This is a genomic window from Paracidovorax sp., assembly GCF_057642795.1.
Genome location: NZ_JBXYZY010000011.1, coordinates 87,300 through 106,421, shown reverse-complemented (window position 1 = coordinate 106,421; position 19,122 = coordinate 87,300). Strand labels below are relative to the sequence as shown.

Here is a 19,122-nt window from a genome sequence, read left to right as displayed (position 1 = left end):
GTCTTGCCATGGTCCACGTGGCCGATCGTGCCCACGTTGACGTGGGGCTTGGTACGTTCGAACTTACCTTTTGCCATCTTTCGACTCCGAAAAAACTATACCAACACACTGGATATTGGCGCAATCTCAACCGGACGCACCACAAAATTTGGTGCCCATGGCGGGAATCGGACCCGCGACCTCTCCCTTACCAAGGGAGTGCTCTACCACTGAGCCACATGGGCATTTGCCGGCACTAGGCCACAACTTCTCTCTTTTCCAGATTGGAGCGGGAGACGGGAATCGAACCCGCGTCATTAGCTTGGAAGGCTAGGGTTCTACCATTGAACTACTCCCGCGCAAGCCTTTCGACCAACCACAGCAGCGCTCAGCGCAACCTCAAATCTGGTGGAGGGGACTGGATTCGAACCAGTGTAGGCGTAAGCCAACAGATTTACAGTCTGCCCCCTTTAGCCACTCGGGCACCCCTCCAGAGAGTCTCAGATTGTAGCACCATAATTTTGACCGAGCGACAAGCTTCCAAAAATTTCTCTCTCCAGCGGGCAGCAGCCGCGGTCAGCGTCCTCCGCACCCTTTTTCGATGCCAAGGCCAGCGCGCCAGCCAGGACTATCTGTCGGCGAAGCGCCGCGCCAACGGACTAAGGACTCATCCATCACAGCACGGGCATATGCCGGGCCGCACCGTTCCTAGATACATCGTCAAGCCATCTCCGTTCGTGGCGCAGCGCGAGCGCCCGGGCCTGATCTTGCCTCCCTATCCCTGCCCCGCCCACTCGCTATCAAGCGGCCGCCAGCCCCTGCGACCTACTGCCGCCTGAACGACCGAGTCGGAAACGCGGTCATGCCGCAGGCTGCCGGCACCGCCTCCCAGGAGCCGATCCGGCGCTTGGGCCTCTAGACCGTTCCGGCTCGACGGGCAATGACTTCACGCCCGCCGCAGTCCTTCATGACCGCAAGCGACCGAACGGAGCCCGTGAATCAGAGCCCATCGCTAAAGATCATCCTCTGGCGCTTCTGGACCGCACACCGCCCGCCCCCTGTCCAACGCGGCACAGCCTTGCGCTCGTCTTAGGATGTGCTCCTTGCATCCCCCCCTTCCATCGCCCCCATGCCTGACTTCCGCAGCGACACAGTCACCCAGCCTACCGCGGCCATGCGCGCCGCCATGCTTGCCGCCCCGCTGGGCGACGACGTATTCGGAGACGACCCCTCCGTGAACGCGCTGCAAGCCCATGCCGCGCACCTGCTGGGCTTCGAGGCCGCCCTGTTCGCGCCTACGGGCACGCAGACCAACCTGATCGCGCTGATGGGCCACTGCCAGCGCGGCGACGAGGCCATCGTCGGCCAGAGCTGGCACACCTACCGCTGGGAAGGCGGCGGCATGGCGGTGCTGGGCTCGATCCAGCCGCAGCCCGTGGAACACCAGCCCGACGGCACGCTCGCACTGGAGGACATTGCCGCCGCCATCAAGCCGGACGACCCGCACTTCGCCCGCACCCGTCTGGTGGTGCTGGAAAACACCACCGGCGGCCGCGTGCTGCCCACGCCCTACGTCGCCCAGGTGGCACAGCTGGCGCGCTCGCGCGGCCTGGGCATGCACCTGGACGGCGCCCGCCTCTTCAACGCCGCGATGGCGAACGCCGAGGCCAACGGCACCCGCGTGTACGACGAGGCGCGCGCTCTCTGCGGTCATTTCGACACCGTCTCGCTCTGCCTCAGCAAGGGCCTGGGCGCGCCCGTGGGCTCACTGCTGCTCGGCTCGCACGACTTCATCGCCCGCGCCCGCCGCACCCGCAAGATGCTGGGCGGCGGCATGCGCCAGGCCGGCATGCTGGCTGCCGCGGGCCAGCACGCGCTGGAACACCACGTCGAACGGCTGGCGGAAGACCACACGCTGCTGCGCCGCCTGGCCGAAGGCCTGGCGCAAGCCGGCCGGAGCCACCCTGTGCTGAGCGGCCGGCTGACGGTGGCCTCGGCCCATACCAACATCCTTTTTGCCGACGTGCAGGCCGAGGTCGCGCCCGCCTTCACCGCCTGGCTGGCCGCACACGGCGTGCGCGTGACCAGCGGACTCTACGCCGGCCAGACGCGCCTGCGCTGGGTGACGCACCTGGACGTGTCGGCGGCCGACGTGGAGGCGGCGCTGGACTGCGTGCAGCGCTTCGCCGGCTGATCCATCGCTCCGCTTTTGATAGCTTCAAGCGCTTGATCGACAAGCGCTGCAGCCACAAAAGGCTGTAAAGAGGGCGCTGAAGCAAGCGCCTCAGGCCGCGGGGTAGTGCCGCCCGCCGAAGATGCCGCTGCCCACGCGGACCATGGTGCTGCCGGCGCGCACGGCGGCGTCCAGATCGGCCGTCATGCCCAATGACAGGGTATCGACGCCGCCGACGCCGTTGTCGGCCAGCGCGTCGCGCACGGCCACCCACACCGCATGGGCGCGCGCATGCACGGCGCACTGCGCGTCGAAGCCTTCCACGGCGTCGGGAATGCTCATCACCCCGCGCAGCGCCAGGCGGGGCAGCCGCGCCACTGCGCGGGCCAGCGCCACGGCATCCTCCGGCGCCACGCCGGCCTTGGTGACGCCACCGTCCACGTTGACCTGGATACAGACCTGCAGTGGCGGCAGGCCTTCGGGCCGCTGGTCCGACAGGCGCTCGGCGATCTTCAGCCGGTCCACCGTGTGCACCCAGTCGAAATGCGTGGCCACCAGCCGCGTCTTGTTGCTCTGCAGCGGGCCGATGCAGTGCCACTCCAGCGCGTGCGGCAGCTGCATGGCGGCTACCAGGGCCATCTTCTCGACGGCCTCCTGCACGTAGTTCTCGCCGAAGCTGCGCTGGCCGGCCAGGGCTGCCTCGCGCACCGCCTCGGGCCCGAAGGTCTTGGAAACGGCGAGCAGCGACACGCTGCCCGCATCGCGCCCGGCCGCCGCGCACGCCGCATCGAGGCGGGTGCGCACTTGTTGGAGGTTGTTACCGATCGTCGTCATAATGTTTGTTCGAGCGTATCAAACGCACTGCGGCACCGTCATCCTCAACGACCGAGAGACCTTTCGTGGACATCACCCAGCTGCTCGCCTTCAGTGTGAAGAACAAGGCATCCGACCTGCATCTCTCGGCCGGCCTGCCGCCCATGATCCGCGTGCACGGCGACGTGCGGCGCATCAACGTCGAGCCGCTGGACCACAAGACGGTCCACGCCATGGTGTACGACATCATGAGCGACGCCCAACGCAAGGTGTATGAAGAGTTCCTCGAAATCGACTTCTCGTTCGAGATCGAGGGCCTGGCGCGCTTCCGGGTGAACGCCTTCAACCAGAACCGGGGCGCAGCCGCCGTGTTCCGCACGATCCCCAGCAAGATCCTCACCCTGGAACAGCTCAACGCGCCCAAAATCTTCGCCGACCTGGCCATGAAGCCGCGCGGCCTGGTGCTGGTGACCGGCCCCACGGGTTCGGGCAAGTCCACCACCCTGGCCGCCATGGTCAACCATCTGAACGAAAACGAGTACGGCCACATCCTGACGGTGGAAGACCCGATCGAATTCGTCCACGAATCCAAGAAGTGCCTCATCAACCAGCGCGAGGTGGGGCCGATGACGCTCTCCTTCGCGGCCGCGCTGAAGTCCGCGCTGCGCGAGGACCCGGACGCGATCCTGGTGGGCGAAATGCGCGACCTCGAAACCATCCGCCTGGCGATGACGGCGGCCGAGACGGGCCACCTGGTCTTCGGCACACTGCACACCTCCAGCGCAGCCAAGACCATCGACCGGATCATCGACGTGTTCCCGGCAGAAGAAAAGGAAATGGTGCGCGCCATGCTGTCCGAATCGCTGCAGGCCGTGATCTCGCAGACCCTGTGCAAGACCAAGGACGGCTCGGGCCGCGTGGCGGCGCACGAGATCATGCTCGGCACCAGCGCCATCCGCAACCTGATCCGCGAGGCCAAGGTGGCGCAGATGTACTCAACCATCCAGACCAGCAGCGGCGTGGGCATGCAGACGCTGGACCAGAACCTCACCGACCTGGTCCGCCGCAACGTGATCAGCCCGGCCGAGGCGCGCGGCAAGGCCAAGATGCCCGAGAACTTCCCGGGATGAGCCGGCCAGGGCGCGCCTGCGCGGCCCGCAGCACAACGGATCGCGCGCCGCGCATACTGCCCTCCGCCCCATGAAAGGCATCCTCGGACTTCTGAAGCCCCGCCCGCACACCGACCCGGCAGGCTCCGCTGGCGCGCCGCAGAACGCAGAGGCCGCGCCGCCTTCCACGCTGTTCACCACCGCCTTCGCCGGCCAGGGCGTGGACAGCGCCATGCTCGTGCCCTGGGAAGCCCGCGCCGTCGAGATCGGTGCCCGGCGCCTGCCAGCGCACCGGGGTGGGCGGCAACTGCAGGCCCTCTGGGCGCAGGACCGGTACATGGCGCTGCTGGGCCCGCAGGCCCTTGAGCGCATGGAGCGTTTCTTCGACTTCGCCGCCGTGCCCGCCCGCCGAGACGTGGTCCGCCAGGACGAATACGGCAACTTCATGGTCGTGCTGCTCTCGGGCGTAATCGCTGTGGACCGCGCGCAGCCCTGGGGCGCGCAGTTGCGCCTGGCCGAAGCGCGGCCTGGCGACATCCTGGGCGAGATGTCGCTGCTCGACGGGGGCAGCCGCTTTTCGGCCTGCACCACGCTCACCGACTGCCAGGTGGCCGTACTGGGCGCCGAGGCGCTGGATGAAATGATGACCGAAGACCCGCCGCTCGCCGCCAGCCTGGTCGCCCTGCTGGCACGCAAACTGTCGCTAAGGCTGCGCCTGGTGAGCGCACGCCTGAGCGAGGGTCCAAAATGAGGGGCCACGCACGCGCACCATCGCACATGCCCGCCCCGACCACCCCGCCAACCCAACCTGTGGAGACCGTTTGATGGAACGCGATCAGGCCAGTAAATTCATCAACGACCTGCTCAAGCTCATGGTGAGCCGTGGCGGGAGCGATCTGTTCATCACGGCGGACTTCCCCCCGGCCATCAAGGTGGACGGCAAGGTCACCAAGGTGTCGCCCCAGCCGCTGACGCCTGCGCACACCATGACTCTGGCGCGCTCGGTGATGAGCGACAAGCAGGTGGCGGACTTCGAGCGCACCAAGGAGTCGAACTTCGCCATCTCACCCGCGGGCATCGGCCGCTTCCGGGTCAACGCCTTCCTGCAGCAGGGCCGCGTGGGCATGGTCTTGCGCACCATCCCCCTGCAGGTGCCCACCATCGACGGACTGAACATGCCGCAGGTGCTCAAGGAAGTCGTCATGACCAAGCGCGGCCTGTGCATCCTGGTGGGGGCCACCGGCTCAGGCAAGTCCACCACGCTGGCGGCCATGGTGGATTGGCGCAACGAGAACTCCTACGGGCACATCGTCACGGTCGAAGACCCGATCGAATTCGTCCATCCGCACAAGAACTGCGTGGTCACGCAGCGCGAGGTGGGCCTGGACACCGACAGCTGGGAGGCCGCGCTCAAGAACACGCTGCGCCAGGCCCCCGACGTGATCCTGATGGGCGAGATCCGCGACCGCGAGACCATGGAGCACGCCATCGCGTTCTCCGAAACCGGCCACTTGTGCCTGGCCACGCTGCACGCCAACAGCGCCAACCAGGCGCTCGACCGCATCGTCAACTTCTTCCCCGAAGACCGGCGCGCCCAGGTGCTGATGGATCTGTCGCTCAACCTGCGGGGCATGGTCTCGCAACGCCTCATCCCCAAGCAGGACGGCAAGGGCCGCGCGGCGGCGGCCGAGATTTTGCTGAACACACCGCTCATCTCCGATCTGATCTTCAAGGGCGAAGTCGCCGAGATCAAGGAGATCATGAAGAAGAGCCGCAACCTGGGCATGCAGACCTTCGACCAGTCCCTGTTCGATTTGTTCGAGGCCAATCAGATCACCTACGAAGACGCATTGCGCAATGCCGACTCGCTCAACGACCTGCGGCTGCAGATCAAGCTGGGCAGCCAGCGTGCGCGCTCGAGCGACCTGGCCTCGGGCACCGAGCACTTCGCCATCGTCTGAGCCCGCGCGCCCCCGCCTCTCCTCCTTTCCCGCCGCCGGCCCACTTTTGCAAGCGCCGGCCTGCCTTGTCCCTGGATTTTCCCTAAAGCATCCACCCGCCATGCCGAGCACGAACCCCCGCAGCTACGAAACCACCTCTCCCGCCAAGGTCGCCTTCCTGGGCCTGGGCGTCATGGGCTACCCCATGGCCGGCCACTTGGCGCTGGCCGGCAACGCTGTCACCGTCTACAACCGCACTGCAGCCAAGTCCATCGCATGGACCGAAGAATTCGCGGCTGCTGGCGCTGGCGCGGTGAAGCACGCCGCCACGCCACGCGAGGCGGCACAAGGAGCCGACATCGTCTTCTGCTGCGTGGGCAACGACGACGACCTGCGTTCGGTGGTGCTGGGTGCGGACGGCGCCTTCGCCGGCATGCAGCCGGGCGCCATCTTCGTGGACCACACCACGGCCTCGGCCGAGGTGGCGCGCGAGCTGTACAAGGCAGCGCGCACGCTGGGCCTGCAGTTCATCGACGCGCCCGTGTCGGGCGGCCAGGCCGGCGCCCAGAACGGCCAGCTCACGGTGATGTGCGGCGGCGATACGGCTGCCTTCGACGCCGTGCGGCCCACGGCCATGGCTTACTCGCGGGCCTGCACCCTCATCGGCGACAGCGGCGCGGGCCAGCTGGCCAAGATGGTCAACCAGATCTGCATTGCCGGCATCGTGCAAGGCCTGTCGGAAGCCGTGGCCTTCGGCCAGCATGCCGGGCTGGACATGCCCCTGGTGCTCGATGTGATCGGCAAGGGTGCAGCCCAGAGCTGGCAGATGGACAACCGCGGCAAGTCCATGGTGGAGGGCCGTTTCGACTTCGGCTTCGCGGTGGACTGGATGCGCAAGGACCTGGGCCTGGTGCTGGACGAGGCCCACCGCAACGGCGCCCGCCTGCCCGTCACGGCGCTGGTGGACCAGTTCTATGCCGACGTGCAGCAGGCCGGCGGCGCCCGCTGGGACACCTCCAGCCTCATCACCCGGCTGGGCGTGAAGAAGAAGTCACAGGCCTGACGGCCAAGCGGGAGGCTTTCCGACAGCGCCCAAGGAGGTCGGCGCGCCGACCGCTTCGCCCGGATCAGCGCACCGGCTGCGTCACCACGCCCGTGGCGGCCGGCGTGGGCAGCGGGGCCAGCGGCGTGGCCTGCACACCCGAGGCGGCAGGGGCGGACGTCGCCGGCGCTGCTGCCGCAGGCGGCGTGCTGGCGGCGGCCGGGTCCTGCACCACGGGTGCGGGCTGGCGCGCATTGAGGGCCGCGTTGCTGCGCGCCAGCTCGTCCTCCGAGACGATCTCGAACACGCGCACCACCTTGCGAACACCGCTCACGCCCCGGGCGATGTCAGTGGCACGGTTGGCTTCGCGCGAGGTCACGCGGCCCATCAGGTAGACCACGTCGCGCTCGGTCACCACCGTGAAGGCATTGGCAATCAGATCCTTGGCATCGACCAGGCTGGCGCGCACCTTTCCGGTGATGAAGGTGTCGTTGGTGCGCTGGCTGATGGACGACGGCGGCATCACGCCCACTTCGTTGACCACGGAACGCACGTTCTCCACGCCCAACGCGATCTGCTCGACGCGCTGCTTGTCCTCGGCGCGCCCGGCCTCGCCCGTCAGCAGCACCTGGCGGTTGAAGCTGGTGACGTTAACGTGGACGCGGTCCCCCAGGGCTTCGCGGATGCGGTTGGCGGTGCGCAGCTCGATGCCCTCGTCCTCCACCTGCGTGCCGGTGGTGCGGCGGTCGGTCGCCACCAGGGCGCCCATCACCGCACCGCCGCCGATCAGGACGGGCGCGCAGGCCGACAGCGCGGCAGCCAGCGCAGCGGTGCTGCAGACGAGGCACATCGTGCGGGACAACGGGAATTTCATAGCGGCATCTCCTGTTCACCAAGTAACTGGGCATCCACGCCGTCGCACAGGCAGTGCAGCACGAGGGCATGGACTTCGCGCACGCGGGCGGCGCGGTCGTGGGGTACGGCGATCTGCACGTCGGTCTCGCGCAGCTGCGGCGCCAGCGCGCCGCCGGTGCGGCCGCACAGCGCCACCACCGTCATATCGCGTTCGTGGGCAGCCTGCACGGCCTGCAGGATCTGGGCATCGTTGCCGCTCACCGTCAGCGCGACCAGCACGTCGCCGGCCTGGCCCAGCGCGCGCACCTGGCGGGCGAGGGACTCCCTGTCGGGGCTGTCCACGTCGTCAGCCAGGCCGCCCATCCAGGCGCCGCCCGGCTGCAGGGCGATGGCCGCAAGCTCAGGCCGCTCACGCTCGAAGCCGCCCACGCACAGCGCGGCGAATAATTGCGCGTCGGCCACGGAAGCGCCGCTGCCGCAGGCCAGCACTTTCGCGCCGCTGGTGACGCAGGCCAGGATCGCCTGGATGGCAGAGCCGATGGGATGACTGAGGGCTTGCGCCGCCTGGTACTTCAGATCGGCGCTGTCGATGAAGTGCTGTTGGATTCGTTGCTCGAGCATGGGGCCCGGATGATAACCAAGGGGGTGGACACGCCTGTTGCAAAAGGTGGAGCACAGCGGAATGGCAAGGCCTACCCAGCGCCGCCAAGCCGCTCAGCCGCCCGCATCGAAGGCGCCGCGCAGCCATTCGACCGAAGTGCCACCGCCTGTGCCGCCACCGTCGCCACGGCCTTCCACCAGCACCACGTCGAACCGGCAGGCCGGTGGCGACGGCCAGCGCATGAGGTAGTGGCGCGCCGCGAAGACGATGCGCTGCTGCTTGACCGCGCCGATGCTGCCGCCCGCCCCGCCGAAGCCTCTGCCGGCACGGCTGCGCACCTCGACGAACACCAGCGTGCCGTCGCGATCGCGCATGATGAGGTCGATCTCGCCGCCGCCCCGGCCGGGCGTCCGATAATTGCGCTCCACCAGCGTCAGCCGGGCGGCCTGCAGATGCGCCAGCGCGCGGTCTTCAGCGGCATTACCCCGCTCGCGCGTCGTGCGCCCGGCAGACGAGGAGTCCGTGTCTGCCCGGCTCCCGCCGCTCCCCCAGTTCTTGCCAAGGAATCCCATTGAGCGCCTCTTTCGCTTCAGCCCTGAGCGCCGCGCGCGATGCGGCGGCCACGCAGCATTATCCGCAGGGCACGCTCTATGTCGTCGCCACGCCCATCGGCAACCTGGCCGACATCACGCTGCGCGCGCTGCATGTGCTGCAGCTGGCCGATGCCATCGCCTGTGAAGACACGCGCCACACGCAGTCGCTGCTGCGCGCCTACGGCATCGACAAGAGCGGGGCACAGCTCCTGGCCGTCCACCAGCACAACGAGGCCGAGGCCGCCGGCAACGTGGTGGACCGCCTGCGCCAAGGCCAGCGCGTGGCCTACGTGAGCGACGCCGGCACGCCAGGCGTGAGCGACCCTGGCGCACGGCTGGCCAGCGCTGTGGCGGCAGCCGGGCTGCGCTGCCTGCCCCTGCCCGGCGCCAGCAGCGTGACCACAGCGCTGAGCGTGGCCGGCGCGGTCGCCCCTGGCCCCGATGCCGGCGGCTTTCTCTTCGCCGGTTTTCTGCCCACCCGGGGCGCAGAGCGCACGGCCGCCGTGCAGCGCCTGGGCGATGAGCCCCGCTGCGTGGTGCTGCTGGAGGCGCCACACCGCATCGAAGAGCTGGCGCGTGCGCTGGCCGTACTGGGCGAGCGCCCCGTCACCCTCGCCCGCGAGCTGACCAAGCAATTTGAAGAAATCAGCACCCATCCGGCGCAGGCCCTCTCCGCCTGGCTGGACGGCAATCCGCAGCGGGCGCGGGGCGAATTCGTCGTGTTGCTGCACCCACTGCCCCCCGCCGCTGCCGATGACGACGCCCAGGGGCGCCGCGTGCTGCAGCTGCTGCTGCCCGAGCTGCCGCTGAAAACGGCCGTCCGCATCGCTGCCGACATCACGGGCAATGCGCGCAACGCGCTCTACCCGCTGGCGCTGGCGCTGAAGCGGGAGATGGATGAGGGCGAAGACGAAGACACGCACAGCGCGACCGATGATGGCGGCGACGAGAGCCATCGCCGCTGAACCGCCGGGCGCGCAGCGGCACAGGCCGCTCGCCTTCGGTATGAGAGGAATTCAGAGGTCAGGAGGCCCCATGCGCGCTTTCCACCTGGGCAATCAGCTATCAAAAAAATAGCAAAATGCCAGGCGACTCAAGCGCGCGAATAGGCGAGACCGGATGCCACGCCGCCGAACAGGTCGCCCTCCACCTGAGGAACGCCCGGGAACACGGCCGTGAGCACATCGCGCAACGGCTTCAGGGCCGAGGAGCCGCCCGTCAGGTAAATCGCGCCGATGTCCTGCTGCTGCAGGCCGGCGGCGGCCAGGCAATCGCCCGCGCAGGCCGCGATCTGCCGCAGCGAGGCATCCAGATGCCGCGCCAGATCGTCCGGGGTGATCTGGGCGGAGAGCCCGCCCTCCAGCCAGTCCAGCGCGATCGTCGCGGGCGCGTGGTGGCGTGATGCCTCGATCTTCGCCGCCTCGACGGTGTTCGCCAGCCGGTGGCCCCAGCGCTCGTTCAGCACGGTCATGAGCCGGTCGTGCAGGCGCACGTCGGCATAGTCGCCGCGCAGCTGCTGCGCCTCGCGCATCGACTTCTGCGCGTATTGCCACTGGATCAGGTGCCAGGTGGACAGGTCGAAGAACACGCGGCTCGGCACTTCGCGGCCCTTGGGACCGACATGGCGGAAGCCCAGCAGGCTCATCACCTGCTCCAGGTTGAGCTTCCGGTCGAAGTCCGTGCCGCCGATGTGCACGCCGGTCGTGGCGAGCACGTCCGACGAGCGGTCGGCCGCTCCGGTGCGGCCCGGACCGAGCCGCACCACGGTGAAGTCCGACGTACCGCCGCCGATGTCCACCACCAGCACCAGCGCCTCCTCGGTCATGCGCTGCTCGTAATCCAGCGCCGCGGCGATCGGCTCCAGCTGGAAGCTGATGTTGGCAAAGCCCGCGTCGAGGGCGGCCTGCCGTAGTGCGTCTTCGGCCATACGGTCCCGCACCGGATCGTCATCGACGAAATGCACAGGCCGGCCCAGCACCACGCGCTCGGGCATGGCGCCGCCCAGCGCCGTGCGCACCCGCGTTGCGATATGCCGCAGGAACATCGCAATGATGTCCTGGTAGCTCACCAGCGATTCGTGGACCGAAGTCTTGTCCTGCAACAGCGCGCTGCCGAGAAGACTCTTGAGCGACCGCATCAGGCGACCTTCCACCCCCTCCAGATACTGCTGGACGGCATCACGGCCGTAGTGGGTCTTGTGGTCTTCGGTATTGAAGAACAGCGCGGTCGGCATGATGGGCGCGTCATTGGCATCGAGCGCCAGCAATCGCGAGGTGCCGCCCGCCTGCTGCAGCAAGGAGGCAGCGGAATTCGACGTGCCGAAATCGATACCAAGGGTGGAGCCGGGAAGGAACGCCATGAGACAGGAAGAACAGAGGAAATGAAACGGGTGAAAGACCTGGCGCTGGCACAAAGCCTTGTCGGCCCGTGCGCATCACTGATACGGCGATGATCCAGGGGCCTGCATCCCGGTGGCGATCAAACGCCACCCGCGAGGTGACAGCACTGCACCCAGCGAGCGGCAGATCAGAGCCTGCCGAGAAGACAAACTCGCCCCAAGGCGCAGCACCGGCAATGCGGCCCTTGCGCCTTCCATTTGACGCACCAGGCAATCCACCGCAGAAACGAAAACGCCCACTAGGTAGTGGGCGTTTTGTTTCAGCATCTGACTGCTGAGATTGGTTGCGCGAGAAGGATTTGAACCTCCGACCTTTGGGTTATGAGCCCAACGAGCTACCAGACTGCTCCATCGCGCGGCAAGAATGAATTATAGCTTACTTTGCAGCGTCTGCGGAAGAATCTGCATTCTTTTCTTCAGCACGCTCCACCAGTTCCACGAAAGCCATAGGTGCGTTGTCGCCCACGCGGAAGCCCATCTTCAGAATGCGGGTGTAGCCGCCAGGACGGGTCTTGAAACGGGGGCCCAGGTCGTTAAACAGCTTGGTGACGCTGTCGCGGTCGCGCAGGCGGTTGAAAGCCAGGCGGCGGTTGGCCACGGTGTCTTCCTTGGCCAGGGTGATCATGGGCTCGATCACGCGACGCAGTTCCTTGGCCTTGGCGACCGTGGTCTTGATGGCCTCGTGCTCGATGAGCGAGTTCATCATGTTCTGCAGCATCGCGAGGCGGTGCGAAGAGGTGCGGTTGAGTTTGCGAAGGCCGTGTCCGTGGCGCATGGTGCTGTTTCCTTGTCTTTAATTAAAAACGGGCAGCCGTATCAGGTACTGCCCGCTGCACTGCTCTTTTTCGAAAGAGCCAAAAATTATAGCTTAACGCTTGTCCAAACCAGCCGGAGGCCAGTTTTCCAGCTTCATGCCCAGAGTCAGGCCGCGCGAAGCCAGGACTTCCTTGATCTCGTTGAGCGACTTGCGACCCAGATTCGGGGTCTTGAGCAATTCGTTCTCGGTACGCTGGATCAGGTCGCCGATGTAGTAGATGTTTTCGGCCTTCAGGCAGTTGGCCGAACGCACCGTCAGTTCCAGCTCGTCCACAGGACGCAGCAGGATCGGGTCGAAGGTCGCATTGCCGCGCGGGCCGGCCGGTGCATCGAATGCAGCCAGTTCGCCGCCTTCCAGCTGGGCGAAAACGGCCAGCTGTTCCACCAGGATCTTGGCCGAGGCGCGCACGGCGTCTTCAGCCGTGATCGCGCCGTTGGTCTCGATCTCGACGACCAGCTTGTCCAGGTCGGTGCGCTGCTCGACGCGGGCGCTCTCGACGGTGTAGCTCACGCGCTTGACCGGAGAGAACGAGGCATCCAGCACGATGCGGCCGATCGACTTCGTCGATTCGTCGGCAAAGCGACGCAGGTTGCCAGGAACGTAGCCACGGCCCTTTTCAACCTTGATCTGCATGTCCAGCTTGCCGCCGGCAGACAGATGGGCAATCACGTGATCCGGGTTGACGATTTCCACGTCGTGCGGCGTCTGGATGTCACGCGCGGTGACGATGCCCTCACCATCCTTGCGCAGGCTCAGCGTCACTTCGTCGCGGTTGTGGAGCTTGAACACCACGCCCTTGAGGTTCAGAAGAATGTTGACCACGTCTTCTTGAACGCCATCAATCGACGAGTACTCGTGCAGCACGCCCGCGATCGTGACTTCCGTTGCTGCGTAACCCACCATGGACGAGAGCAGCACACGGCGAATGGCATTGCCCAGCGTGTGGCCGTAACCCCGCTCGAACGGCTCCAATGCGACCTTGGCACGGTTGTGGCCAAGTTGTTCGACATTGATTGCCTTGGGTTTCAGCAAATTGGTTTGCATGCAGACTTCCTCTCAATACCCCCAGCTCGTTACACCGGTAAGGCTGTGAAGCGCCTGCACCGCGATGCCTCGCGGTACAGGAACGGTTTTCTCGAAAACGTGGATCAGTGCGAATTAACGCGAATACAGTTCGACGATCAGCGATTCGTTGATGTCGGCACCGAATTCATCACGGTCAGGCACCTTCTTGAAGACGCCTTCGGCCTTGTCGGCATTGACTTCCACCCAAGCCGGCATGCCGACTTGCTGGGCCAGTTGCAGGGCCTCGACGACGCGGGCCTGCTTCTTGGACTTTTCGCGCACGGCAACGACGTCACCGGTCTTGACCAGGTAGGACGCGATGTTGACGGACTGGCCGTTCACCGTGATGGCCTTGTGCGACACCAGCTGGCGTGCTTCGGCGCGCGTGGAGCCAAAGCCCATGCGATACACGACGTTGTCCAGGCGGGACTCGAGCAGGAACAGCAGGTTGGCGCCCGTGTTGCCCTTGCGGCGGTCAGCAGCTTCGAAGTAGCGGCGGAATTGCTTTTCCAGCACGCCGTACATGCGCTTGACCTTCTGCTTTTCGCGCAGTTGCAGACCGTAGTCGGACGTACGCTGGCCGGAGGTGCGGCCGTGCTGGCCGGGCTTGGAGTCGAACTTGGCCTTGTCCGCGATGGAGCGGCGTGCGCTCTTCAGGAACAGGTCGGTGCCTTCACGGCGGGAGAGTTTGGCCTTGGGGCCGAGGTAACGTGCCACTTGAGCTTCCTTGTGTCATCTTCCGCAACAGCATTGCGGGAGCCACCGTTGCGCAAGGCAGACGGTGGCGGTGGGCTTCAGAAAAAACTTAGATACGACGGCGCTTTTGAGGGCGGCAGCCGTTGTGGGGAACCGGGGTCACGTCGGAGATGGACGTGATGCGGATACCCAGCGCGCCCAGAGCGCGCACCGACGATTCGCGGCCAGGACCGGGGCCCTTGATCTCGACGTCGAGGTTCTTGATACCTTGTTCGATCGCAGCGCGACCGGCCACTTCGGAAGCCACCTGGGCTGCGAAAGGCGTCGACTTGCGCGAGCCCTTGAAGCCTTGGCCACCGGAGGAAGCCCAGGACAGTGCATTGCCCTGGCGATCGGTGATCGTGATGATGGTGTTGTTGAAGGAGGCATGCACGTGGGCGATGCCGTCCGACACGTTCTTGCGAACCTTTTTGCGAACACGCTGTGCAGCGTTATTGGCAGGGGACTTAGCCATTTTGATCTCTCAATCTTTACTTCTTGAGTGCCGCTGCGCCCTTGCGCGGACCCTTGCGGGTGCGGGCATTGGTGCGCGTGCGCTGGCCGCGCATCGGCAGGCCACGACGGTGACGGAAACCGCGATAGCAGCCGATGTCCATCAGGCGCTTGATGTTCATCGTCGTTTCGCGGCGCAGATCGCCTTCGATGGTGAACTGAGCGATCTGATCGCGAATTTTTTCCAGGTCGCCGTCCGTCAGATCCTTGATCTTCTTGGAATAAGCGATGTCGCATGCTTCGCAGATCTTGCGAGCACGGGTGCGACCAATGCCATAAATGGCGGTCAAGCCGATTTCAGCATGCTGATGCGGCGGGATGTTGATGCCAGCGATACGTGCCATGTGCGTCCTCTAATACTTTCCAGTCAACCTTGGCGCTGCTTGTGACGCAGATCCGTGCAGATCACACGCACCACACCCTTGCGGCGGATGATCTTGCAGTTGCGGCAGATTTTCTTGACCGAAGCCGAAACTCTCATTTCATTCTCCTAAAACTTGCCTACGTTCCGGCCACAGCGCGGAACACAAAATTTCGTGCCCGCGAAGATCGAAGGCATTCATAAACCGTAACTTGCCCAGGCGAACCCGCGACTATAGCGCAGTTACCCGAAACTGCCCAGACTCAAGTTCCGGGCGTCGCTTTGAAGTTCGCCTTTTTGAGGAGCGATTCGTACTGCTGCGACATCATGTAGTTCTGGACCTGGGCCATGAAGTCCATGGTCACCACCACAATGATCAGAAGCGACGTGCCACCGAAATAGAACGGAACGTTGTATTTCAGGATCAGGAACTCCGGCAGCAGACAGACGAACGTGATGTACACGGCGCCCGCCAGCGTGAGGCGAACCAGAATCTTGTCGATGTAGCGGGCGGTCTGCTCACCAGGACGAATCCCGGGAATGAACGCGCCACTCTTCTTCAGGTTGTCGGCAGTCTCGCGGCTGTTGAACACGAGCGCCGTGTAGAAGAAGCAGAAGAACACGATCGCTGCAGCGTAGAACATCACATAGACCGGCTGACCAGGGGTCAACGCGCTCGAAATGTCACGCAGCCAGCGCATGGATTCACCCGCGCTGAACCAGTTCACCACCGTTGCGGGCAGCAGGATGATCGACGAAGCGAAGATCGGCGGGATCACGCCAGCCATGTTCAGCTTCAGCGGCAGATGCGACGACTGACCACCGTACACCTTGTTGCCGACCTGACGCCGCGCATAGTTGACCAGGATCTTGCGCTGACCGCGCTCAACGAACACCACGAAGTACGTCACCAGGCCGACAACGATCACGATGAAGATGGCCGCCAGGATGCTCATGGCACCCGTACGCACCAGCTCCAGCAGTCCACCGATCGAACTGGGCAACCCCGCGGCAATGCCGGCGAAGATCAGGATCGAGATCCCATTGCCCAAGCCACGTTCGGTGATCTGCTCGCCGAGCCACATCAGGAACATCGTCCCTGCCGTCAGGCTCACGACCGCCGTCATACGGAAGCCGAAGCCCGGGCTGAGGACCAGACCGGCGGAGCTTTCCAGCGCCACGGCGATGCCCAGCGACTGGAAGATCGCCAGGCCCAACGTGCCGTAGCGCGTGTACTGCGTGATCTTGCGACGGCCGGCCTCACCTTCCTTCTTCAACTGCTCGAAGCTCGGAATGACGTAGGTCATCAGCTGCATGATGATCGATGCCGAGATGTACGGCATGATCCCCAACGCAAACACCGTGAAGCGCGAGAGCGCCCCACCCGAGAACATGTTGAACAGGTTCAGAATGCCGCCTTGGTGGCCACTGAACAGCTGCTGCAGCTGCGCCGGATCGATGCCCGGCACCGGGATATGAGCCCCGATGCGGTAAACGATGAGCGCGAGCAGCAGAAAAACCAGACGGCGACGCAAATCACCGAACTTGCCGGTTTTCGCAATTTGAGCTGCGTTCGTAGCCACTGATGCTTTCCTTCAGAACCGAATCAGGCCAGGCTGCCGCCGGCGGCTTCGATAGCCGCCTTCGCAGCAGCGGTCGCGCCGATGCCCGTCAGCTTCACAGCCTTGGACAGCGAACCGCTGTTGATCACCTTCACGACCTTGGCGCGTTGACCCACCAGACCAGCGGTCTTCAGAGCCAGCAGGTCGACTTCGGCGAGTTCCAGCTTATCCAGGGCGGTCAGCGTCACTTCTGCATTGAACTTCAGCAGATGCGACTTGAAGCCACGCTTGGGCAGACGGCGCTGCAGAGGCATTTGACCGCCTTCGAAGCCCACCTTGTGGTAGCCACCCGAACGCGATTTCTGACCCTTGTGACCGCGGCCAGCGGTCTTGCCCAGACCGGAGCCGATACCACGGCCGACGCGGCGCTTGGCATGTTTCGCTCCATCTGCGGGCTTGATGCTATTGAGTTCCATCATCAACCTCTCAGAGGACCTTGACCAGATAGCTGATCTTGTTAATCATGCCGCGCACTTCAGGGCTGTCCTTCAGTTCGCTGATGCTGTTCAGCTTGCGAAGGCCCAGGCCGCGCACGGTGGCACGGTGCGATTCCTTGGTGCCGATAGGGCTGCGCACCAGTTGAATCTTGACGGTTTGTTGCGTAGTCATTTGCAAAGCTCCGTTCAGGCGAAGATGTCTTCGACCGACTTGCCGCGCTTGGCTGCCACTTCCGAAGGGGTCGTGGAGTTCGCCAGCGCGTCGAACGTGGCGCGGACCATGTTGTAGGGGTTCGACGAGCCGTGGCTCTTGGCCACGATGTCCGTCACGCCCAGCACTTCGAACACGGCACGCATCGGGCCGCCTGCGATGATGCCGGTACCCTTGGGAGCCGGAGCCATCATCACGACGGCAGCGCCGTGGTGACCCGTCACGTTATGGTGGATCGTGCCGTTCTTGAGCGACACCTTCACCATGTTGCGGCGGGCTTCTTCCATGGCCTTCTGCACGGCAGCAGGCACTTCCTTGGACTTGCCCTTGCCCATGCCCACGCGGCCGTCACCGTCGCCGACCACGGTCAGTGCAGCGAAGCCGAGGATACGGCCGCCCTTCACGACTTTGGTCACGCGGTTGACCGCGATCATTTTTTCGCGCAGACCGTCGTCCTGACCTTCGCTCTGCACTTTGGGTTGAAATTTAGCCATTTTGTATTTCGCTCCGCTTAGAACTGCAGGCCGGCTTCACGAGCGGCGTCGGCCAGAGCCTTGACGCGGCCGTGATAGGCAAAGCCTGCACGATCGAATGCAACCTTCTCGATGCCGGCGGCCTTCGCCTTTTCAGCGATACGCTTGCCGATGGCTTGGGCTGCGGCGGCATTGCCACCCTTGCCGGAGCCGCCGAGTTCCTTGCGCACATCGGCCTCGGCCGTGGAAGCGCTGGCCAGCACCTTGGTGCCGTCGCCGGAAATCACGCTGGCGTAGATGTGGAGGTTCGTACGGTTCACCGTCAGACGCGCCACGCCTTGCTGCGCAATGCGGATACGGGTCTGGCGGGCACGACGAAGACGCTGCTCTTTCTTGGTCAACATGTTGCAGCTCCTTATTTCTTCTTGGTCTCTTTGATCGTTACTTTTTCGTCCGCATAGCGGATGCCCTTGCCCTTGTAGGGCTCGGGAGGACGAACAGCACGGATCTCAGCAGCCAATTGGCCGACGCGCTGGCGGTCGGCACCCTTGATCACGATTTCGGTCGGAGTCGGGGTGGCAACGGTGATGCCAGCAGGCATTTCGAAGTTCACGGGGTGCGAGTAGCCGACGTTGAGGTTCAGCTTGGCGCCCGAAGCCGCCGCCTTGTAACCCACACCGATCAGGCTCAGCTTCTTTTCGAAGCCCTTGCTCACGCCCAGCACCATGTTGTTCACCAACTGACGGATGGTGCCACTCATGGCGTTGGCTTCGCGGGAATCATTGGCAGGCTCGAAGCCGAGCTTGCCTTCGTTGTTGGACACCTTGACCAGGGCGTTCTGGGCCAGCGACAGCGTGCCGCCCGAACCCTTCACACTGATCTGGTCGCCATTGATGGACACATCCACGCCAGCGGGGATGGTCACCGGCATTTTTCCTACGCGGGACATTTCAGTTTCTCCTCGATGCCACGGTTAAGCGACGTAGCAAAGCACTTCGCCGCCGACGCCGGTGGCACGTGCCTTGCGATCCGTCATCACGCCCTTGGGGGTGGTGACGATGGCAACGCCCAGGCCGTTCATGACCTGGGGGATGGAGTCGCGGCCCTTGTACACGCGCAGGCCAGGACGGCTCACGCGCTCGATGCGCTCGATCACCGGACGGCCGGCGTAGTACTTCAGTGCGATTTCAAGTTCGGACTTGCCGGCTTCGGTCTTGACCTGGAAGCCGTCGATATAACCCTCGTCCTTCAGCACTTGCGCGATGGCGATCTTCACTTTGGAAGAAGGCACCAGCACGGTGGCCTTGGACACCATCTGCGCGTTACGGATGCGGGTCAGCAAGTCAGCGATGGGATCACTCATGCTCATGTTGTATCTCTCCTGC

General features: G+C 64.8%; 24 protein-coding genes, 4 tRNA genes and 1 pseudogene. 6 read left to right on the top strand and 23 right to left on the bottom strand.

All coding sequences use genetic code 11. The annotated features are described in order from the left end of the window. The 4 genes and pseudogenes from AC3A84_RS06020 to AC3A84_RS06005 form a co-directional block, all read right to left on the bottom strand. Nucleotides 1-77 (bottom strand): annotated as a pseudogene (locus tag AC3A84_RS06020) (GTP-binding protein); the annotation flags it as partial. Between the two features lie 72 nt (nt 78-149). After that, nucleotides 150-224 (bottom strand) — tRNA-Thr (locus AC3A84_RS06015). Nucleotides 225-264: 40 nt separating this feature from the next. Continuing rightward, nucleotides 265-338 (bottom strand) — tRNA-Gly (locus AC3A84_RS06010). A 47-nt stretch (nt 339-385) separates the two neighbouring features. Beyond that, nucleotides 386-471: transfer RNA gene (locus AC3A84_RS06005), tRNA-Tyr, on the bottom strand. A gap of 637 nt (nt 472-1,108) precedes the next feature. Here AC3A84_RS06005 and ltaE point away from each other — a divergent pair. Beyond that, the gene (gene ltaE, locus AC3A84_RS06000) at nt 1,109-2,173 is read left to right on the top strand and encodes a low-specificity L-threonine aldolase (RefSeq protein ID WP_487968724.1); all 1,065 of its coding nucleotides are present in this window, start codon (nt 1,109-1,111) and stop codon (nt 2,171-2,173) included. A gap of 90 nt (nt 2,174-2,263) precedes the next feature. Here the strand turns inward: ltaE and AC3A84_RS05995 are convergent, their stop codons facing one another. After that, on the bottom strand, nt 2,264-2,986 hold the full coding sequence (locus AC3A84_RS05995) for a YggS family pyridoxal phosphate-dependent enzyme (protein ID WP_487968723.1): 723 nt from the start codon (nt 2,984-2,986) through the stop codon (nt 2,264-2,266). Nucleotides 2,987-3,051: 65 nt separating this feature from the next. Between AC3A84_RS05995 and AC3A84_RS05990 the strand changes: the two genes are divergently transcribed. From AC3A84_RS05990 to AC3A84_RS05975, 4 genes are all read left to right on the top strand, one after another. Continuing rightward, on the top strand, nt 3,052-4,095 hold the full coding sequence (locus AC3A84_RS05990; RefSeq protein ID WP_487968722.1) for a type IV pilus twitching motility protein PilT: 1,044 nt from the start codon (nt 3,052-3,054) through the stop codon (nt 4,093-4,095). 70 nt (nt 4,096-4,165) lie between these two features. After that, nucleotides 4,166-4,825: a cyclic nucleotide-binding domain-containing protein gene (locus tag AC3A84_RS05985; RefSeq protein ID WP_487968721.1), complete on the top strand. Its 660-nt coding sequence runs from the start codon at nt 4,166-4,168 to the stop codon at nt 4,823-4,825. A gap of 73 nt (nt 4,826-4,898) precedes the next feature. Continuing rightward, on the top strand, nt 4,899-6,035 hold the full coding sequence (locus AC3A84_RS05980; RefSeq protein WP_487968720.1) for a PilT/PilU family type 4a pilus ATPase: 1,137 nt from the start codon (nt 4,899-4,901) through the stop codon (nt 6,033-6,035). Nucleotides 6,036-6,135: 100 nt separating this feature from the next. After that, nucleotides 6,136-7,077 carry an NAD(P)-dependent oxidoreductase gene (locus tag AC3A84_RS05975; protein ID WP_487968719.1) on the top strand — a complete coding sequence of 314 codons (942 nt, stop codon included), beginning with the start codon at nt 6,136-6,138 and terminating at the stop codon, nt 7,075-7,077. A 64-nt stretch (nt 7,078-7,141) separates the two neighbouring features. On the opposite strand, the gene AC3A84_RS05970 is transcribed toward AC3A84_RS05975, so the two are convergent. The 3 genes from AC3A84_RS05970 to AC3A84_RS05960 all read right to left on the bottom strand — a co-directional run bounded on the left by AC3A84_RS05970 (nt 7,142) and on the right by AC3A84_RS05960 (nt 9,084). Continuing rightward, nucleotides 7,142-7,930 carry a BON domain-containing protein gene (locus tag AC3A84_RS05970; RefSeq protein WP_487968718.1) on the bottom strand — a complete coding sequence of 263 codons (789 nt, stop codon included), beginning with the start codon at nt 7,928-7,930 and terminating at the stop codon, nt 7,142-7,144. Next, entirely contained in the window at nt 7,927-8,532 is a 606-nt protein-coding gene (locus tag AC3A84_RS05965; RefSeq protein WP_487968717.1) for an SIS domain-containing protein, read from the bottom strand. The genes AC3A84_RS05970 and AC3A84_RS05965 overlap by 4 nt, the downstream gene beginning before the upstream one ends. A 93-nt stretch (nt 8,533-8,625) precedes the next feature. Next, nucleotides 8,626-9,084, bottom strand: a complete 459-nt coding sequence (locus tag AC3A84_RS05960) for a YraN family protein (protein ID WP_487968716.1) — start codon at nt 9,082-9,084, stop codon at nt 8,626-8,628. Here AC3A84_RS05960 and rsmI point away from each other — a divergent pair. After that, the gene (gene rsmI, locus AC3A84_RS05955; protein ID WP_487968714.1) at nt 9,084-10,070 is read left to right on the top strand and encodes a 16S rRNA (cytidine(1402)-2'-O)-methyltransferase; all 987 of its coding nucleotides are present in this window, start codon (nt 9,084-9,086) and stop codon (nt 10,068-10,070) included. The two genes, AC3A84_RS05960 and rsmI, sit on opposite strands and share 1 nt — an antisense overlap. A 128-nt stretch (nt 10,071-10,198) precedes the next feature. Here rsmI and AC3A84_RS05950 read toward each other — a convergent pair whose 3' ends face one another. The 15 genes from AC3A84_RS05950 to rpsH all read right to left on the bottom strand — a co-directional run bounded on the left by AC3A84_RS05950 (nt 10,199) and on the right by rpsH (nt 19,106). Further along, entirely contained in the window at nt 10,199-11,464 is a 1,266-nt protein-coding gene (locus tag AC3A84_RS05950; protein WP_487968713.1) for an Hsp70 family protein, read from the bottom strand. 320 nt (nt 11,465-11,784) lie between these two features. Next, nucleotides 11,785-11,861 (bottom strand) — tRNA-Met (locus AC3A84_RS05945). 18 nt (nt 11,862-11,879) lie between these two features. Continuing rightward, nucleotides 11,880-12,278 (bottom strand): 50S ribosomal protein L17, encoded by a 399-nt coding sequence (rplQ, locus tag AC3A84_RS05940; RefSeq protein WP_487968712.1) that lies wholly within the window; start codon nt 12,276-12,278, stop codon nt 11,880-11,882. 93 nt (nt 12,279-12,371) lie between these two features. Beyond that, nucleotides 12,372-13,364: a DNA-directed RNA polymerase subunit alpha gene (locus tag AC3A84_RS05935; protein WP_092941674.1), complete on the bottom strand. Its 993-nt coding sequence runs from the start codon at nt 13,362-13,364 to the stop codon at nt 12,372-12,374. A 114-nt stretch (nt 13,365-13,478) separates the two neighbouring features. Continuing rightward, nucleotides 13,479-14,102 (bottom strand): 30S ribosomal protein S4, encoded by a 624-nt coding sequence (gene rpsD, locus AC3A84_RS05930; RefSeq protein WP_092941676.1) that lies wholly within the window; start codon nt 14,100-14,102, stop codon nt 13,479-13,481. 88 nt (nt 14,103-14,190) lie between these two features. Next, the gene (gene rpsK, locus AC3A84_RS05925; RefSeq protein ID WP_011793799.1) at nt 14,191-14,595 is read right to left on the bottom strand and encodes a 30S ribosomal protein S11; all 405 of its coding nucleotides are present in this window, start codon (nt 14,593-14,595) and stop codon (nt 14,191-14,193) included. A 16-nt stretch (nt 14,596-14,611) separates the two neighbouring features. Then, nucleotides 14,612-14,977, bottom strand: a complete 366-nt coding sequence (gene rpsM / locus AC3A84_RS05920; protein ID WP_091457140.1) for a 30S ribosomal protein S13 — start codon at nt 14,975-14,977, stop codon at nt 14,612-14,614. 23 nt (nt 14,978-15,000) lie between these two features. Next, a complete protein-coding gene (gene rpmJ / locus AC3A84_RS05915) occupies nt 15,001-15,114 on the bottom strand; it encodes a 50S ribosomal protein L36 (RefSeq protein ID WP_005793651.1) in 114 nt (37 codons plus the stop codon). 143 nt (nt 15,115-15,257) lie between these two features. After that, nucleotides 15,258-16,577, bottom strand: a complete 1,320-nt coding sequence (secY, locus tag AC3A84_RS05910; protein ID WP_343590856.1) for a preprotein translocase subunit SecY — start codon at nt 16,575-16,577, stop codon at nt 15,258-15,260. Nucleotides 16,578-16,600: 23 nt separating this feature from the next. Then, nucleotides 16,601-17,032, bottom strand: a complete 432-nt coding sequence (rplO, locus tag AC3A84_RS05905) for a 50S ribosomal protein L15 (RefSeq protein ID WP_092941745.1) — start codon at nt 17,030-17,032, stop codon at nt 16,601-16,603. A 10-nt stretch (nt 17,033-17,042) separates the two neighbouring features. After that, entirely contained in the window at nt 17,043-17,225 is a 183-nt protein-coding gene (gene rpmD, locus AC3A84_RS05900; RefSeq protein WP_013593076.1) for a 50S ribosomal protein L30, read from the bottom strand. Nucleotides 17,226-17,239: 14 nt separating this feature from the next. Then, on the bottom strand, nt 17,240-17,758 hold the full coding sequence (gene rpsE, locus AC3A84_RS05895; RefSeq protein ID WP_343590860.1) for a 30S ribosomal protein S5: 519 nt from the start codon (nt 17,756-17,758) through the stop codon (nt 17,240-17,242). A 17-nt stretch (nt 17,759-17,775) separates the two neighbouring features. Further along, nucleotides 17,776-18,141, bottom strand: a complete 366-nt coding sequence (gene rplR / locus AC3A84_RS05890; protein WP_092941682.1) for a 50S ribosomal protein L18 — start codon at nt 18,139-18,141, stop codon at nt 17,776-17,778. Between the two features lie 11 nt (nt 18,142-18,152). After that, nucleotides 18,153-18,686, bottom strand: a complete 534-nt coding sequence (rplF, locus tag AC3A84_RS05885; RefSeq protein WP_487968711.1) for a 50S ribosomal protein L6 — start codon at nt 18,684-18,686, stop codon at nt 18,153-18,155. Between the two features lie 24 nt (nt 18,687-18,710). Then, on the bottom strand, nt 18,711-19,106 hold the full coding sequence (gene rpsH / locus AC3A84_RS05880) for a 30S ribosomal protein S8 (RefSeq protein WP_005793636.1): 396 nt from the start codon (nt 19,104-19,106) through the stop codon (nt 18,711-18,713). Nucleotides 19,107-19,122 lie beyond the last annotated feature (16 nt).